This is a genomic window from Trichlorobacter sp. (genome assembly GCF_034008105.1).
Lineage (GTDB): Bacteria > Desulfobacterota > Desulfuromonadia > Geobacterales > Pseudopelobacteraceae > Trichlorobacter.
In genome coordinates, this window is the sequence record NZ_JAVEPN010000004.1 from 70,485 (window position 1) to 86,084 (window position 15,600).

At 56.0% G+C, this 15,600-nt stretch carries 13 protein-coding genes, 1 pseudogene and 1 riboswitch; of the genes and pseudogenes, 6 read left to right on the forward strand and 8 right to left on the reverse strand.

Features of this window, described 5'->3' with window-relative positions; all coding sequences use genetic code 11:
- Nucleotides 1–64 precede the first annotated feature (64 nt).
- The 8 genes from tolB to RBQ93_RS03635 form a co-directional block, all read right to left on the reverse strand.
- Nucleotides 65–1,354 (reverse strand): Tol-Pal system beta propeller repeat protein TolB, encoded by a 1,290-nt coding sequence (gene tolB / locus RBQ93_RS03600; RefSeq protein WP_320370653.1) that lies wholly within the window; start codon nt 1,352–1,354, stop codon nt 65–67.
- Nucleotides 1,351–2,082, reverse strand: a complete 732-nt coding sequence (locus RBQ93_RS03605) for a TonB C-terminal domain-containing protein (RefSeq protein WP_320370654.1) — start codon at nt 2,080–2,082, stop codon at nt 1,351–1,353. Before RBQ93_RS03605 ends, tolB begins: the two co-directional genes overlap by 4 nt.
- A 2-nt stretch (nt 2,083–2,084) precedes the next feature.
- Entirely contained in the window at nt 2,085–2,498 is a 414-nt protein-coding gene (gene tolR, locus RBQ93_RS03610; RefSeq protein ID WP_320370655.1) for a protein TolR, read from the reverse strand.
- A gap of 10 nt (nt 2,499–2,508) precedes the next feature.
- The gene (gene tolQ / locus RBQ93_RS03615; RefSeq protein WP_320370726.1) at nt 2,509–3,180 is read right to left on the reverse strand and encodes a protein TolQ; all 672 of its coding nucleotides are present in this window, start codon (nt 3,178–3,180) and stop codon (nt 2,509–2,511) included.
- A gap of 94 nt (nt 3,181–3,274) precedes the next feature.
- Nucleotides 3,275–4,054 (reverse strand): carbon-nitrogen family hydrolase, encoded by a 780-nt coding sequence (locus RBQ93_RS03620; protein ID WP_320370656.1) that lies wholly within the window; start codon nt 4,052–4,054, stop codon nt 3,275–3,277.
- Nucleotides 4,055–4,060: 6 nt separating this feature from the next.
- A complete protein-coding gene (locus tag RBQ93_RS03625) occupies nt 4,061–6,409 on the reverse strand; it encodes a DNA translocase FtsK (protein WP_320370658.1) in 2,349 nt (782 codons plus the stop codon).
- The gene (locus RBQ93_RS03630; protein ID WP_320370659.1) at nt 6,406–6,813 is read right to left on the reverse strand and encodes an OsmC family protein; all 408 of its coding nucleotides are present in this window, start codon (nt 6,811–6,813) and stop codon (nt 6,406–6,408) included. The genes RBQ93_RS03625 and RBQ93_RS03630 overlap by 4 nt, the downstream gene beginning before the upstream one ends.
- Nucleotides 6,810–7,664 (reverse strand): hypothetical protein, encoded by an 855-nt coding sequence (locus RBQ93_RS03635; protein WP_320370660.1) that lies wholly within the window; start codon nt 7,662–7,664, stop codon nt 6,810–6,812. Before RBQ93_RS03635 ends, RBQ93_RS03630 begins: the two co-directional genes overlap by 4 nt.
- A 151-nt stretch (nt 7,665–7,815) precedes the next feature.
- A riboswitch (SAM riboswitch) is annotated at nt 7,816–7,918 on the forward strand.
- A gap of 57 nt (nt 7,919–7,975) precedes the next feature.
- Here RBQ93_RS03635 and metX point away from each other — a divergent pair.
- From metX to RBQ93_RS03665, 6 genes and pseudogenes are all read left to right on the forward strand, one after another.
- A complete protein-coding gene (gene metX, locus RBQ93_RS03640) occupies nt 7,976–9,082 on the forward strand; it encodes a homoserine O-acetyltransferase MetX (protein WP_320370661.1) in 1,107 nt (368 codons plus the stop codon).
- Between the two features lie 3 nt (nt 9,083–9,085).
- Entirely contained in the window at nt 9,086–9,886 is an 801-nt protein-coding gene (gene ttcA, locus RBQ93_RS03645; protein WP_320370662.1) for a tRNA 2-thiocytidine(32) synthetase TtcA, read from the forward strand.
- A gap of 105 nt (nt 9,887–9,991) precedes the next feature.
- Nucleotides 9,992–10,471, forward strand: coding sequence for a 2-C-methyl-D-erythritol 2,4-cyclodiphosphate synthase (ispF, locus tag RBQ93_RS03650; RefSeq protein WP_320370663.1), 480 nt, complete (start codon nt 9,992–9,994; stop codon nt 10,469–10,471).
- A pseudogene (locus tag RBQ93_RS03655) lies at nt 10,471–12,246 on the forward strand (type I restriction-modification system subunit M); the annotation flags it as partial. The gene ispF and the pseudogene RBQ93_RS03655, both read left to right, overlap by 1 nt.
- A 716-nt stretch (nt 12,247–12,962) precedes the next feature.
- Entirely contained in the window at nt 12,963–13,940 is a 978-nt protein-coding gene (locus RBQ93_RS03660; protein WP_320370665.1) for a hypothetical protein, read from the forward strand.
- Nucleotides 13,937–15,595 (forward strand): RNA-binding domain-containing protein, encoded by a 1,659-nt coding sequence (locus RBQ93_RS03665; protein WP_320370666.1) that lies wholly within the window; start codon nt 13,937–13,939, stop codon nt 15,593–15,595. The genes RBQ93_RS03660 and RBQ93_RS03665 overlap by 4 nt, the downstream gene beginning before the upstream one ends.
- Nucleotides 15,596–15,600 lie beyond the last annotated feature (5 nt).

A 15,600-nucleotide genomic window follows, 5' to 3' on the forward strand; every position in this document is an offset into this window, starting at 1 on the left:
CATGTCACAATGTGCTTCAGTATACTCAACAGAGCGTCTTTTGCAACCGCAACTCGTAAAAAACTTAATGGCGTGGGGCCCAGACGGGGTGAATGTTGTTGCCGCTGCTCCGGCTGACCTTGGTCTGGCCGCTGCCGTCGGCCCGCATGACGTAGATCGCCTCGTTGCCGCCTCGTTTTGAGCTGAAGGCGATCAGCCGGCCGTCCGGCGACCAGCGTGGCCGCTCGTTGCTGCCCTCACTGGTCAGTTGCGTATCACCGCTGCCGTCTGTGTTGATCACAAAGATCTGAAAGCCGCCAGACTGGTGGGTGTAGGCGATCTTGTCGCCCTTGGGCGACCAGGCCGGATTGAAGTTATTGCCGCCGTTGGTGGTCACCCGCTGCACATTACCGCCATTGGCATCCATGATGAAGATATGGGGTCTGCCGAGACGGTCGGAGACAAAGGCGATCTTGGAGCCATCCGGCGACCAGGAGGGCGACAGGTTGGCGGCGTGGGAGACGGTCAGTCGTTCGGGGGAAGAACCGTCACGATTGATCAGGTAGAGCTCGGTGTTGCCGTCCTTGGACAGCCCCAGGGCGATCCTGGTGCCGTCCGGCGACCAGGCGCCGGTAATATTAACCCCTCGCCGCGTGGAGAGCGGCACGTCCACCGTGCTGGACAGGGCCCGCTTGTAGAGATCGGGGTTGCCGCGTTTGTAGGAGGTAAAGATGATCTCGCGGCCATCAGGGGAGACATCGGGGCTGATGGTGATGGCGCCGCTTCTGGTGATCTGCTGCAGATTATGGCCATCCCAGTCCATGGCAAAGATCTCTTTGTTGCCAGACTGGGTGGAGACAAACAGGATGCGTGAGCTAAAGGGACCACGCTCGCCGGCCAGGGTGGCCAGCAGCTCGTCGATGAAATGGTGGCTGAAGCGTCGCAGGTCCTTACGGCTGCCCAGGTAGCGCTTGACCAGCAACGGTTTTTTGTTCAGCACGTCAAACAGACGGAACTCAACCGTCAGCTCGTCGCCCCGCAATTCGTATTCGCCTCGGATCAACAGGTCGTAGCCGGCAGTAAGCCAGGGGATGAAATCTATGACGCTCAGCCCCAAGCCTTGCGGCAGGGGGGCGGCATCACGCCGTTCGGCGGTGAAAAGCCCCGACATGGTCAGATCGAACACCTGGGCCTCGGCCATCTCGTTGGCCAACTCGGGTCTGACGGTGTCACCCAGCGGCTGGGCTGGTACGATAGCCAGCCTGAGCAGCCGGTTGCCCGGTGCCGTTACCTCGATATAGGTTGCGCTGCCGGCGGTGCCGGTCAGGCTGCAGAGCAGCGCCAGACCGCACAGCAGGCGGATGATCCGTTTCATTGCTGCGTGACTCCTTGGGGTTTGAAGACAAAGGTGCCTTCATAGGTGCTGCGCCCTGGCGGTGGTACGATCCGTTGCTCTGCAAGGCTGATGGCCCGCTGCACGGCGCTCTCGAACAGCTTGTCGCCATTGCTGCGCTCGAACCTGGTCCGTAGGATGCGGCCATCACCATCGACGGTCAGGCGCACCACTGCAAAGGGAGCCGAGCTCTGGTAGCTGATGGTCTTGCGGAAGGCGTCTTTCAGCCGTGAGTGCAGGTAGGCGGTGTAATCGCTACCGGCCTGGCTGCCTGCGGCCCCCGGCATGCCGACCTTGCCGCCGCCGATCTTCCTGCGCAGCGATTCCAGCGCAGCTGCCTGGCGCTGTTCTGCAGCCTTGGCGGCCAGTTTGGCCATCCGCTCCTGAAACCCGTGGTCTTCACTGGGGGCGGCCTTGCCGCCGGCGTTTGAGGGGAACGGTGTGGCTGGTGGTGTCTGGGGGCCGGCCTGGGGGGCTGCTGCAACCTCGTCTTCGCTGGCTGGCGAGGCTTCCGGTAACGGGCTGCCGGCCTGGGGGGCTGCCACCGGCAGGTTGACGACATCCACATAATAGGTGGTTTGCAGCTGGCCCAGATCGGGTTGCAACTGTTGCAGCCAGACCATACAAACAAAGGCCGCCACGTGGACCGTGGCGGAGAGGAGCAGCGTGACACCCAGCCAGGTGTCTGATCGTCGTTGCAGGGCGTGCATGGTTATTTCTGGGCCGGCTCCGTCACCATGCCCAGACGTTCAATGCCGGCGCCCTTGATATCGGCCATGGCCCGCACCACCTCGCCATAGGGTACGCCGGCGTCGGCCTTGAGGAAGACCTCTTTCTTAGTGCGGGTGGCGAACAGCTCGCTCAACCGTTGCCGCAGGTCACCGGCCGGCACCTCGTCCTTGTTGATGAAGGTGCGCCCGTTGAGGTCAACCGCTACAATAACCGTATCTTCCTGGGCACTCATCCCCTTGGTGTCGGCCTTGGGCAGGTTGACCTGCACCCCCTGTTGCATCATCGGTGCGGTGACCATGAAGATCACCAGCAGCACCAGCATCACGTCCACCAGGGGAGTGACGTTGATCTCGGCAACCATGCCCCGTTCGTCGTTTCCTCGTCCCATAGCCATCGAGCTGCTCCTACTTGCCGGTGATGTTGCGCTGGACAATGTTCAGGAACTCGGTGGAAAAACTGTCCATCTCTTTGACCAGCACCCGGATCTTGTGCTGGAAGTGGTTGTAGGCCATGACGGCCGGAATGGCGGCGATCAGGCCGATGGCAGTGGCCCGCAACGCCTCGGAAATGCCGGGCGCCACCACGGCCAGCGAGGCCGAGCCGGTGCGGCCGATCCCCTCAAAGGCCACCATGATCCCCCAGACCGTGCCGAACAGGCCGATAAACGGCGAAGCCGAACCGGTGGTGGCCAGGAAGGTGGTGTATTTTTCCAGGCGGTTGATCTCCTGGTTGGTGGCACGACGCAGGGCCCGGGTGACGTTGTCGATGTCGCCCAGATCGGTGCTGACGCCGGTCTGCTCCTGCTTGGCATCGCCATCCATCACCTGCTTCAGCTCGCTGTAGCCTTCATTGAACAGCATCACCAGCGGTGAGCTGGAGAAGCGGTCGGCCTGGGCGGCGATGGTGTCAAAGCGCTTGGTCTTCCAGAAGAAGTCCATGAAGCGGACCGATTCGCTGTTGGCCTTGTGGATCTGGAACAGCTTGTAGAAGATGATCGCCCAGGATACCACCGAGAAAAAGATCAGGATCACAAAGACCGCCAACACGACCGGTCCGGTACCGGCCAGACTCAACATATCTGTCACAACAAACCTCCAGATGCTCTACATTAGACGTGCACTTAAAGAGTAGTCGCCCCAGATCGAGGCGTCAAGAAATTCAGGGATTAGTCTAATAAACTTCAGGTCTTCGGTCGTTGAAGCAGGGGATCTGGGCCCGCCAGGTATCCATCGTCTCCCAGGAGAGCGGGGCCACGATCTCCCCCGGCAATTCACCGCCATCGGCCAGCACCTCGCCCTTGGGGTCTATGATCATGCTCATGCCGAAGAAGTCCAGTTTGCCGATCAGGCCGCAGGCGTTGCAGGAAACCACGTAGAGCTGATTCTCGATGGCCCGTGCCCGCAACAGGGTGCGCCAGTGTTCCTGGCGCGGCTTGGGCCATTGGGCCGGCACGCAGATCACCCGGGCCCCTTCCAGGGCCAGCCGGCGCGACAGCTCGGGGAAGCGCAGGTCGTAGCAGATGATCACGCCGATCTTGCCCAACGAGGTTTCGGCCAGACACCAGCCGTCGCCCCCCTTGAAGGCCTTGTCCTCCCCCAGCAGTGAGAACAGGTGCAGCTTGCGGTAGCTGGTAACCAGGCGACCGTTGTCGATGACATGGGCGGTGTTGTAGACCCGGCCGTCACCGGCCGGTTCCGGCTGACTGCCGACGATCACCAGCTGGTGGCGGGCCGATAGCTGCTGCAGCTCGGCTACCACCGCATCGGTCTGTTGGGCCAGCTCGCTCAGGTTCCGGTAAGCGAAGCCGGTGGACCACATCTCCGGCAGTAGCGCCAGTTGGGCCCCTTGAGCGGCGACTCGAGCCAGCGCCTCGCGGACATAGGCCAGGTTGGCGGCGATATCCCCCTGCTGGACGGTGAACTGAATGGCTGCGGCTGTGATGTCCATCATGAACTCCTACTTGTTGATCGGCGAGTTCAGGTACACGTTGATATTCTCGAGGAAGATCTCGCGGGGCTTGCTGGTGCCGTCGCCGGGGGCCACCATCCCCTCCCGCTCCATCATCTCGATGATCCTGGCGGCCCGGTTGTAGCCGATCCGCAGGCGGCGTTGCACCATCGAGATGCTGGCCTGCCTGGTTTCGGCCACCAGACGCAGTGCATCCTCCCAGCGTTCATCCAGCTCTTCATCGCCGAAGTCGGTCTTGTCGTCGCTGTCCTTCATCTCCAGAATCGACTTTTCGTAGACCGGTTTGCCCTGTTTCTTGAGGAAGTCCACCACCCGTTGCACCTCGGCATCGGAGACAAAGGCGCCGTGAATCCGTTGCAGGCGTCCCGTACCGGGGGGCAGGTAGAGCATGTCGCCCATGCCCAGCAGGCTTTCGGCGCCGTTGCAGTCCAGGATGGTGCGTGAATCGACCTTGGAGGAGACCTGGAACGAGATGCGCGACGGCATATTGGCCTTGATCAGGCCGGTGATCACATCCACCGACGGCCGCTGGGTGGCCAGGATCAGGTGGATGCCGGCAGCGCGGGCCTTCTGGGCCAGACGGGCGATATGCTCCTCCACCTCGCGGCCGGCCACCATCATCAGATCGGCCAGCTCATCCACGATCACCACGATGTACGGCAGGTGGCTGTGTTCCAGCGGTTCCTTGTCATCCAGCACAAACGGCAGCGGTTCGTCGAGCGGCGCAGCGTCCTCGCCTTCCAATACCTCTTCCAGTTCCTCGATGATTTCTGCATCAGAGGCGGCAAGGGCGTCCTGTTCTTCCTCTTCGGTGGCCAGCTTGCGGTTGTAGGATTCGATGTTGCGCACGCCCTTGTCGGCCAGCAGCCGGTAGCGGCGTTCCATCTCCACCACGGCCCATTTCAGTGCCAGCGAGGCCTTCTTCGGCTCGGTCACCACCGGCAGCAGCAGGTGGGGGATCCCCTCGTACATGGAAAATTCCAGCATCTTGGGGTCCACCATGATGAAACGCACGTCCCGCGGAGTGGCAGTGAACAGGAGCGACAGGATCATGGTGTTGACCGAGACCGACTTGCCGGAGCCGGTGGAGCCGGCCACCAGCAGGTGGGGCGCCTTGGCCAGGTCGGCCATCGAGGGCAGTCCGGCGATATCCTTGCCCAGGGCCAGCGGCAGCTTCATCCGGCTCTGTAGAAACTCCTCGCAGGTAAAGATCTCCCGCAGGTAGACCGTCTCCCGGTCACGGTTGGGCACCTCGATCCCCACCACCCCTTTGCCGGGGATCGGCGCCACGATCCGGATCGAGAGCGCCTGCAGGGCCATGGTCAGATCGTCGGCCAGGCCGGCGATCTTGCTGATCTTGATGCCGGGGGCCGGGGCGAATTCGTACATGGTGATCACCGGGCCGGGCGCGATCTCCACCACCTCGCCGTCGATGCCGAAGTCCAGCAGCTTCTTCTCCAGCAGCCGGGCGTTGACTGCCAGTGCCTCTTTGTCAACCCGGCGATCGCTGGCTGGCGGCGGGTCAAGCAGTGACAGGGGCGGGGTGTGGAAGCCTTCCTGCTGGGTGATAAAGTCGAAGGTCTCCTGGATCGGTTTGTCTTTGGCAGCCTCCTTCTTCTTCTCCTTCTTGAAGAAGTTGGGCTTGGGTGGCGGTGGCGGCGGGGCCTGGGGTTTGATGACCGGGCCGCTGGACGGTGCCGGCTTGCCGGCTGCCAGGGCCTTGTCCCGTTGCTGCTCATCCTTGCGGTGGGCCTGCCGTTCCCGCCAGGCGGCCCACTTCTGGCGCATGGTTTCCAGCCACCAGCCGGCAAACAGTACAAACGAGAAACGGCACAGTATCATGATCGAGGCCGCCAGCAGCGGCAGCAGCACCAGCAGGGCGCCGGTGGTGCCGACCACTGCCCGCAGAAAGCGGACCGTCAGGGCGCCGATGGCGCCGCCGGTGGGGACCTGTTGGCCGAACAGCACGGTGGATTCGAGATTGAAGGCGAACAAGGCCGACAGGGAGAAGAGCAGACCGCTGAAGGCGGCCAGCTTGTAGCCACGCAGCCGCAGTTCCTTGAAACGCAGCAGGTTGGAGGCCAGGAACAGCAGCGCCCCCGGCACCAGATAGGCTGCCAGGCCGAACAGCATGAAGAACAGGTCGGCCACCTGGGAACCCAGCCGCCCCCCCAGGTTGCGCACCCCGCCTTCGCTGGACCAGCTGTTCAGCGACTGGTCGGCGGCGCTGAAGGTCAGGAAGGCCAGCAGGATGAAGATACCCAGGGCGGCAAGCCCCATCCCCTGCAGCTCTTTTTTCAGTTTTTCCTTGCGGGCGTCGTCCACGGGCCGGTTCACACGAGTTGGTAGTCGATGGAAAAGGCCGGCGGGGTCATGATGGCCTTCTTTACCGAACAGAGACCGGCGGCTTTGACGATGGCGCCGCGGTATTTTTCCGGAAAATCGGTTGGCAGCTTGATGGTCAGATTGACCGCTGCCAGGCGGCGCTTGCCCTGCTCGTCGGTCTCAAAGACCGCCTCTTGGGTAAGTGCCACCCCCTCGGTGGGGATGTGCCGCGCCCGGCAGAACTCCATAACATACACCCCGGCGCAGGTGCCGATGGCCCCCAGAAAGCAGGCATAGGGAGACGGCGCCGCGCCTTCGCCGCCGTCCTCGACGCTCTGGTCAGTTGCCAGGCTCAGGCCGTCGGGGTAGTGGGCGCTCACCCGCTTGTTGCCGTCAAGGGTGATCTCGATGGTCATGGATTGGGCTCCTTGGCTGGATCCTGCTTGGGTTGCTCGGCCGCTTGGCTGGCTTTCGGCTCGCGGTTAATGCTGAGCAGTTCACTCATCGACTCAAACTGGTCCATGTAGAGTTCAACCTCGCTGGTCTCCTGCAGCAGGAAATCCTGCCGCCGTTTCTCAAGGGCACGCTTGATCCCCTCCAGCGCCTTGAATTTGGTCTGCACCTTGGAGCTCAGGTTAGCCCGGGCTTCATCAAAATTGGGATACTGCAGGTTGATGAGCGGGTCATAGGACAGGCTGCGGGTCCGGAAGTTAGGGTATTCCCAGAGGATGTTCCCCTTGCGGTCCAGAATCTGGGCGGTCATGATCAGGTAGTTGTAGTCGGCTTCAAGGGATTCCATCAGGTTGGCCGAGACCATCCGTTCCGGGCGGGTGATGCCGCTGATCACTACTACCATCAGGGCGTCCAGGCTGCTTTTGTGGATCAGCTCGATTATGCCGTCGGTCTTCCAGAAATATTTATTGTACTGGATCGAGGCATCATCACGCCGTTCACGGCGGAAGAGTTGCTCCTTGAACAGGGCTTGCGGATCGGTATCCAGCATGGTCACGGTGTAGAAGCTGTTGGTATTCTTGATCAGCCGCGTCAGCGAGCGTTCATAGAGCCGGCTCTGCCTGGTCAGCAGCTCGATCAGTTCCTCCCGTTGCGGGTGGCGGATGTCGGACTCGCTGTCCACGATGATCGGCACGATGCCAAGCACCTTGACCTGTTCGGCAAAACTGTCTTGCGGGACATTAAAATAGTTGTGGGCGCAGCCGCTGAAAAGCGGCAGCAGGGCCAGGCCCAGCAGCAGTACCAGCCGTTTCATGTCGCCTCCTCGCGTAGGATTGATGCAGACTCTGCAACTGGTTATCTATACCAGATGCCCACCACTATTTCCAGACCGTTCTGCCGGCCTCAGCACCGGATATTTGATTGACAAGCATGCTCGGCTTACCGTACTGTTCCGCTTAACAATCTGCTTATCGAGAGTGGTGGAGGGATAAGGCCCGACGAAGCCACAGCAACCGGTCCCCGCAGGGACGCCAGGTGCTAAATCCTGCCGCAAGGCGAAGATGAGCGAGGTTTTCGGCGTACACCACCCAAAGCCCCTGCTCATCATGAACAGGGGCTTTTTGCATGTCGGTCGGCATCATTCAGGAACAGAGCATCACCTTTGACGCAGGCATCAGGCTGGAGAGCGGGCGGATACTTGCGCCGGTGACCCTGGTCTATGAGACCTACGGCACCCTGAATGCCGATCGTTCCAACGCCATCCTGGTGGAGCATGCCTGGACCGGCGATGCCCATCTGGCCGGCAAGCGGCGGGAAGAGGACACCAGGCCCGGCTGGTGGGATGCCATTGTCGGTCCCGGTCGGCTGCTGGACACCGAGCGCTACTTCGTGATCTGCTCCAACGTGATCGGCTCCTGCTACGGTTCCACCGGTCCCACCTCGATCAACCCCAAGACCGGCAAACGCTACAACCTGACCTTTCCGGTGATCACCGTGCGCGATATGGTGCGGGCTCAGGAGCTGTTGCTCAACCATCTCGGCATTGAGCGGCTGCTGACCGTGATGGGGGGCAGCATGGGTGGCATGCAGGCCCTGGAATGGGCCACCCAGTACCCGCAGCGGATCGCCTCAGCCATTGTGCTGGCCACCACTCCCCGGCCGTCACCCCAGGCCATATCGCTGAACGCCGTGGCCCGCTGGGCCATCTTCAACGATCCCACCTGGAAGAAGGGGGAGTATAAGCACAACCCCAAGGATGGCCTGGCCCTGGCGCGGGGCATCGGCCACATCACCTTCCTGTCCGACGAGTCGATGTGGCAGAAGTTCGGCCGACGTTACTCGGCCAAGGACGGTCTGTTCGACTTCTTCGGTCAGTTCGAGGTGGAACGCTACCTGAACTACAACGGCTACAACTTTGTGGACCGTTTCGACGCCAACTCCTTCCTGTATCTGGCCAAGGCGCTGGACCTGTACGACGTGGCCTGGGGCTACGAATCGATGGCTGAGGCCTTCGGTCAGGTGAGTGCGCCGATCCAGTTCTTCGCCTTTACCTCCGACTGGCTCTACCCACCCTACCAGACCGAAGAGATGGCCACCTGTCTGCGTGCACAGGGTAAGACGGCCGAGTACCACCTGATCCCCTCGGCCTACGGCCACGATGCCTTCCTGCTGGAACACGAGACCTTTGCCCCGCTGGTACGCACATTCCTGGACCGGGCCGCCAGGGGCTAGCGGATGGCCTGCCCGCAGGGGGTTGATTCCAAACTGTGGCGCAGTCTGCGCCACTCGGTTGGCCGGGCCATCGCCGACTTCGGCCTGATCAGGGAGGGCGACCGGATCTGTGTCGGCCTGTCCGGGGGCAAGGATTCACAGGCCCTGCTGCTGCTGTTGCGCGAGTTGCAGCAGCGGGCGCCGATCCGTTATGAGCTGCTGCCGGTCACGGTGGATGCCGGTTTTGCTGGTTTTGATTGCGAGGCGATCCAGCGTTTTGTGGAGCCGCTGGGCTTGGCGCTGCAGGTTGAACGGACCGACCATGCTGCGGTGATTAACGCCAAACTGCGGCCCGGCTCCTCATACTGTTCCTTTTGTGCCCGTCTTAAGCGGGGCGCACTGTACGGGGCGGCCCGACGGTTGGGCTGCAACCTGCTGGCCTTGGGCCATCACCGTGACGACTTCATTGAGACCCTGCTGATGAACCAGTTTTTCATCGGCACCCTCAAGGCGATGGCGCCCAGGACGGTCTGTGACGACGGCGATATCACCGTGATCCGGCCACTGGTCTATCTGGCCGAAGGTGAGATCATCGAGCTGGTCCGGCAGGCCGGCATCAGCTCAGTCTCCTGCTCCTGCCCGGTGGCCGGCGATCCCGATCAGCAGCGGCAGCGGATGAAGCGGCTGCTTAACGAGCTGGAGCGGGATATCCCCCAGGTCAAAAACAGTCTGCTGGCAGCCTTGGGCAATGTGCAGCCGCGGCACCTGCTGGATACAACCGTCCCAAAGACGGTTAACGCAAAGTATGAAAGCAAGGCGCAATGACGCAGAGAAATGCACGACTGGTAGCGTTGTTTGCTAACAGGAAACCTTCTTTGCGCCTCTGCGCCTTTGCGTTAAAATGGTTTTGATTGGAAAGGACTTTATGTGATGCGTATCGGACATGGCTATGACGTCCACCGGCTGGTGGATGACCGCAAGCTGATCATGGGCGGGGTGGAAATCCCGTGGGACAAGGGGTTGCTGGGGCACTCCGATGCCGACGTGTTGCTGCATGCGGTTGCGGATGCTCTACTGGGGGCGCTGGCCATGGGGGATATCGGCAAGCACTTCCCCGATACCGACCCGGCCTTCAAGGGGGCTGACTCGATGAAGCTCTTACAGCACGTCGTGGGGTTGGTGCGGGGGCGCGGCTACCGGGTCGGCAACCTGGATGCCACCATCATTGCGCAACGGCCCAAGATGGCGCCGCACATCCCGGCCATGCGGGAGAACATCGCCCGGGCCTGCGGGGTGGAGGTTGACCGGATCAACGTCAAGGCCACCACTGAGGAGGGTCTGGGCTTCACCGGTACCGGTGAAGGGATCTCGGCCCATGCCGTGGTGCTGATGGAAAGGATCACATCGTAATGACTGATTTCAAAGGTATGGCCAATAAAATCTGGAGCGTGGCCGACCTGCTGCGCGGTGACTATAAACAGTCTGATTACGGCAAGGTCATTCTGCCGATGACCGTGCTCCGCCGTCTGGATTGCATCCTTGCTCCCACTAAGCAGGCTGTGCTGGATTACCTGCCAAAGGTTGAAAAACTCTCCGACAGCGCCAAAGACCTTACCTTGAACAAGGTGGCCAGGCTTAATTTCCATAACCGCAGCAAGTATGATTTTGCCAGAATCAAGGCGGAACCGGCCAATGTTGCAGCCAACCTGCGTAACTTCATCAACGGCTTTTCTGCCGGTGCCCGCGAGATTGTGGAGTATTTCAGTTTTGATGACCATATCTCCCGTATGGATGATCCACACACCAACCTTCTGTTCAAGGTGGTGGATGAGTTTGCCAAGATAGACCTGACGCACATCACCACCATGCAGATGGGCTATGTCTTTGAAGAGCTGATCCGCAAGTTTGCTGAAATATCCAATGAAACCGCCGGAGAGCATTTTACCCCCCGCGAAGTTATCAAGCTGATGGTTAATGTTCTTTTCAAGAGCGATAACGAGATTCTAACCAAAGAGGGAATCGTCAAAACCCTCTATGACCCGGCCTGCGGCACCGGCGGCATGCTTTCGGTTGCTGAGGATTATCTGAAAAACCTGAACCCCAAGGCCAAGCTTGAGGTGTTTGGTCAGGAGATCAATCCCGAATCTTACGCCATCTGCAAATCAGACATGCTGATCAAGGGGCAGAATCCGGCCAACGTGAAGATGGGCAACACCTTTACCGTTGACGGCCTGGAGGGGGAGCATTTTGATTACCTGCTCTCCAATCCCCCCTTTGGCGTAGACTGGAAAAAGGCAGAAAAGATCATCAAGGCCGAGGCAGAAAAAAAGGGCTTTGCCGGACGGTTCGGCGCAGGTCTGCCCCGCATCAACGACGGCTCGCTGCTCTTTCTGCAACATATGATTTCAAAGATGAAGCCGGACGGCAGCCGCATCGGCATTGTCTTTAACGGTTCGCCCCTCTTTACCGGTCAGGCAGGGGGCGGCGAGAGCGAAATCCGTAAATGGATAATTGAAAATGACTGGCTGGAGGCGATCATCGCCCTGCCGGATCAGCTTTTCTACAACACCGGTATATCAACCTACATCTGGATTCTCACCAACCATAAAGAGCAGGAACGCAAGGGGAAGATTCAGCTTATCAACGCCACCGGCAGTAAAGATGATGAAAACCCGGCCATCACCGAAAACCGCTTCTGGCAGAAGATGCCCCGCAGCCTGGGCAACAAGCGTAAAGAGATACCGGAAAACGGCAACAGCCGGGGCATTGGCTATATCACCAACATCTATGGCAATTTTGAAGAAAATGAGTTTTGCAAGATTTACCCCAATGACTTCTTTGGTTACTGGCGGGTGACGGTTGAGCGACCGGAGCGGGACGCTGCCGGAAAGATTGTGAAAGGCCGTAACGGTGAGCCAAAGGCCGACTCAAACCTGCGTGATTTTGAGAAAATTCCTTTTCTGCGGAAAGATGAGAACGGCAAACTGGTTAAGCAGACCATCGCCGAATATTTTAAGCGGGAAGTTAAGCCACACGTGCCCGATGCCTGGATTGATGAGAGCAAGACCAAAGTAGGGTATGAGATCAATTTCACCAATTATTTTCATGAATTTAAAAAACTACGCTCACTTGATGAAATCAAGAAAGATATCCTGAAACTGGAGAATGAAAGATTGAAGCTAGAAAACAAAGGTTCTGGTCTTTGTAAGAAGTACGAAAAATACAAAGATTCAAAAGTAGAATGGATTGGAGAGATTCCAGAAGGGTGGAAAATCAAAAAAATAAAGTATCTAGCTCAGGATGAAGATACCCTCTTCCTTGATGGTGACTGGATTGAAAGTAAAGATATTGTTTTTGATGACTCTCAAATTAGGTATATCACTACAGGTAATGTTGGTGAAGGAAAGTACAAGGAACAGGGGCAAACATACATTACCGAGGAGACATTTGAGAAGCTTAATTGCACTGAAGTCTTCCCAGGTGATTTAGTCATTTCGCGCTTAAATCCACCTATCGGTAGATGTTGTATCATCCCTGATCTCGGCAAACGAATCGTAACATCGGTAGACAATGTTGTCCTTAGACCGAATACAGAATATCAAAAATCATTTCTCAAATATGCAATGTCAAATCCTCGATATTTTGAGTACACATCTCTGATTGCGCGAGGTGCTACTATGCAAAGAATTAGTCGTGGTTTATTGGGTGACATCGAATTGCCGGTCACAACTGATTATACTGAGCAAACACTTATAACTTCTTTTCTTGATAAGAAAACAGCTGATATTGACCAGCTTATCGAATTAAAGGAAAAGTTAATAACTCTTTACAAAGAATATCGTTCCACATTGATTTCGGATGTAGTGACTGGAAAAATTAATGTAAGTGATGAGGTTATAGGATGACACTCTGTACTGCATGGGTACGGCAAGAAAATGACAAACAAGAACTGATTGTGGCGACAGACAGTTGCTTGTCTGGGGGAGAACGGTGGCACACAGGAGTAAAACTGTTTGAACTTCCAAGAAAAGACTGCCTTATCTGTTTCGCTGGCGACACAGAAAGAACCTATCCTTTAATACTGAACCTCATCTCTTCGATTAAATTTGACGCCCACCTATCCAGTGCCAGCACCGATATTAAAGAGGTTTTGGAGTATATAACCAATTTATTTACAGAGTTATGCAACTCAATTTCTAATTATGGCACTCGCGAATTCAAGGATGTTTTAGGCAGCTTCAACTTTCTGTTTGGAGGCTGGAGCTGGAAGGACAGCAAATTTTATATTTGGAGACTTGATTATTTGCATGATGCAAAAGGTTTTGTTCCAACTCAGGATCATGACAATCTGATTTTTTCGTTTATCGGGGATAACCTCTATGAAGCACAGGAACTTTTGCAAAAGGAGTTGGTAGACAACAGAAAAGTATTGGCTGGACGTTTAGATATGGAGCCATTAAATGTCTTGATCAGGATGATTAGAGAAAAGGAATACGATTCAATAGATGGTGCCATTCAGTTAGCTAAAATTTATCCGCCTGGGTCAGTTGAGTTTTTTGGTGTTATGTGGCCTTCAATAAGTGGAAAAAAGACTTTTCTGGGTAAGGATGTGACATTTGATAACAACCCTGACGTTAAATTTATTGATCCTGACACAGGAAGCATATTAGGTCATGGCCTTCCTGAAACCCTTGATGCTATTGATGAGAATATATTTGGAACCAATGCGCAAATTGTAAAGGAGCTTTACCCCGACGGGCATCTAAAGCCAAATGCAACAGCAAGACAAAAGATGGTATTAAAGCAGATATTAGCTGAAGTCGCATACTCTAACTTCGTCAATGGTTTAGTCAGGCCGGATGAGGAGGAGGATGTATGAAGTCCCCGGATCTGCTTAATAAGCTTGAAGAACTCAGAAACATGAAATCTGAGAACGAGATTGTCGAATTTAAGGAAGCCAAAAATGATTACCATTTCGACAAGATAGGAAAATATTTTAGTGCGCTCTCTAACGAGGCAGCTCTTAAATCGCTTGCTAATGCCTGGCTTGTATTTGGCGTCCATGACAAAACCCACAACATTGTTGGCAGCAGCTACCGTGTAGATACCCGCTCTCTTGAATCCCTGAAAAAAGAGATTGCCGACAAGACAACCAACCGCATTACCTTTATTGATATTCACGAACTTACCCTGCCGGAGGGCCGGGTGCTCATGTTTCAGATTCCAGCTGCCCCCAAAGGTATCCCTGTCGCCTGGGAGGGCCATTATTACGGGCGTGATGGAGAGTCCCTTTCCCCCCTTAATCTGGAAGAAATAGAGCGCATCCGCAGCCAAGGCACAGAGAAAGACTGGAGTGCTGTTATCAGTGATGAGGCTACATTGGATGATCTATCAGCAGATGCTATTCAGAAAGCCCGGTCAGCGTTTAAAACCAAAAATCCTAAATTGATTGATGAAATTGACGGCTGGGATGACCTGACCTTTTTGAACAAGGCGAAGGTATGCATTAAAGGCAAGATAACCCGCGCCGCCATCATTCTGTTGGGCAAGGAAGAATCAGAACATTTTATAAGCCCTGCAACTTGCAAGATTACCTGGGTATTAAAGGATCGAGATAATATTGAGAAGGACTACCAGCATTTCAGTTGTCCTCATATTCTTAACACTGAGGCAGTATATGGCAAAATCAGAAATCTGAAGTATCGCTATCTTACTGACGGCACACTTTTCCCTGATGAGGTGGATCAGTATGAACCGTACATCATCAGAGAAGCATTAAACAATTGCATTGCCCACCAGGACTATCAGATCGGCGGCAAGGTTACCGTTGTTGAGCGAGAGGATGGCTTCCTAACGTTCAGCAATTCCGGTACTTTCATCCCCAAAAGCATCAATGAAGTCCTTTTCTCTGATGCCCCGTCACTACACTACCGCAACAAGTTTCTGGCCGATGCAATGGTGAATCTCAACATGATTGATACTATTGGAAGCGGTATCAAGAGAATGTTCATGCTACAGCGCAAGAAGTATTTTCCTCTGCCAGAATACGATCTTAAACCGAATGAAGTGAAAGTTACCATCTTCGGTAAAGTGCTTGATATGAGTTACGCCCGTAAGGTTGCCACACTTCCTGACTTACGCCTGGAAGAGATTATTCTCCTCGACAAGGTGGCTAAACAGCACCCGTTAGCTGCTGCTGAAATCAAGCTACTGAAATCAAAAGGGTTGATTGAGGGTAGAAAACCGAACTTCCACATTTCCGCAACAGTGGCAAAGGTAACAGGTGATAGAAGTGCCTACATCAGACAGCGTGGTATTGATGACGATTATTGCAGGAAAGTCATTATCGATTATTTGAACGAATTTGATGAAGGTAAGAAAGTAGATTTTGAAAGGGTGCTTTTAGACAAACTTCCAGACGTTTTAGACGAAGAGCAAAAGAAAAACAAAATAAAGAATATTCTGCAACAACTTAAAAACAATGGAATTATTCACCCTGACGGTAAAGTGTGGAAAATGTCTAAACCGGCCTAGATAGA

Coding starts and splice junctions, on each gene's coding strand:
- tolR (WP_320370655.1), bottom strand. CDS start 2,498: ATGGCTATGGGACGAGGAAACGACGAACGGGGCATGGTTGCCGAGATC.
- RBQ93_RS03630 (WP_320370659.1), bottom strand. CDS start 6,813: ATGACCATCGAGATCACCCTTGACGGCAACAAGCGGGTGAGCGCCCAC.
- RBQ93_RS03605 (WP_320370654.1), bottom strand. CDS start 2,082: ATGCACGCCCTGCAACGACGATCAGACACCTGGCTGGGTGTCACGCTG.
- RBQ93_RS03660 (WP_320370665.1), top strand. CDS start 12,963: ATGACACTCTGTACTGCATGGGTACGGCAAGAAAATGACAAACAAGAA.
- RBQ93_RS03635 (WP_320370660.1), bottom strand. CDS start 7,664: ATGAAACGGCTGGTACTGCTGCTGGGCCTGGCCCTGCTGCCGCTTTTC.
- ispF (WP_320370663.1), top strand. CDS start 9,992: ATGCGTATCGGACATGGCTATGACGTCCACCGGCTGGTGGATGACCGC.
- ttcA (WP_320370662.1), top strand. CDS start 9,086: ATGGCCTGCCCGCAGGGGGTTGATTCCAAACTGTGGCGCAGTCTGCGC.
- metX (WP_320370661.1), top strand. CDS start 7,976: ATGTCGGTCGGCATCATTCAGGAACAGAGCATCACCTTTGACGCAGGC.
- tolQ (WP_320370726.1), bottom strand. CDS start 3,180: ATGTTGAGTCTGGCCGGTACCGGACCGGTCGTGTTGGCGGTCTTTGTG.
- RBQ93_RS03665 (WP_320370666.1), top strand. CDS start 13,937: ATGAAGTCCCCGGATCTGCTTAATAAGCTTGAAGAACTCAGAAACATG.
- RBQ93_RS03620 (WP_320370656.1), bottom strand. CDS start 4,054: ATGATGGACATCACAGCCGCAGCCATTCAGTTCACCGTCCAGCAGGGG.
- tolB (WP_320370653.1), bottom strand. CDS start 1,354: ATGAAACGGATCATCCGCCTGCTGTGCGGTCTGGCGCTGCTCTGCAGC.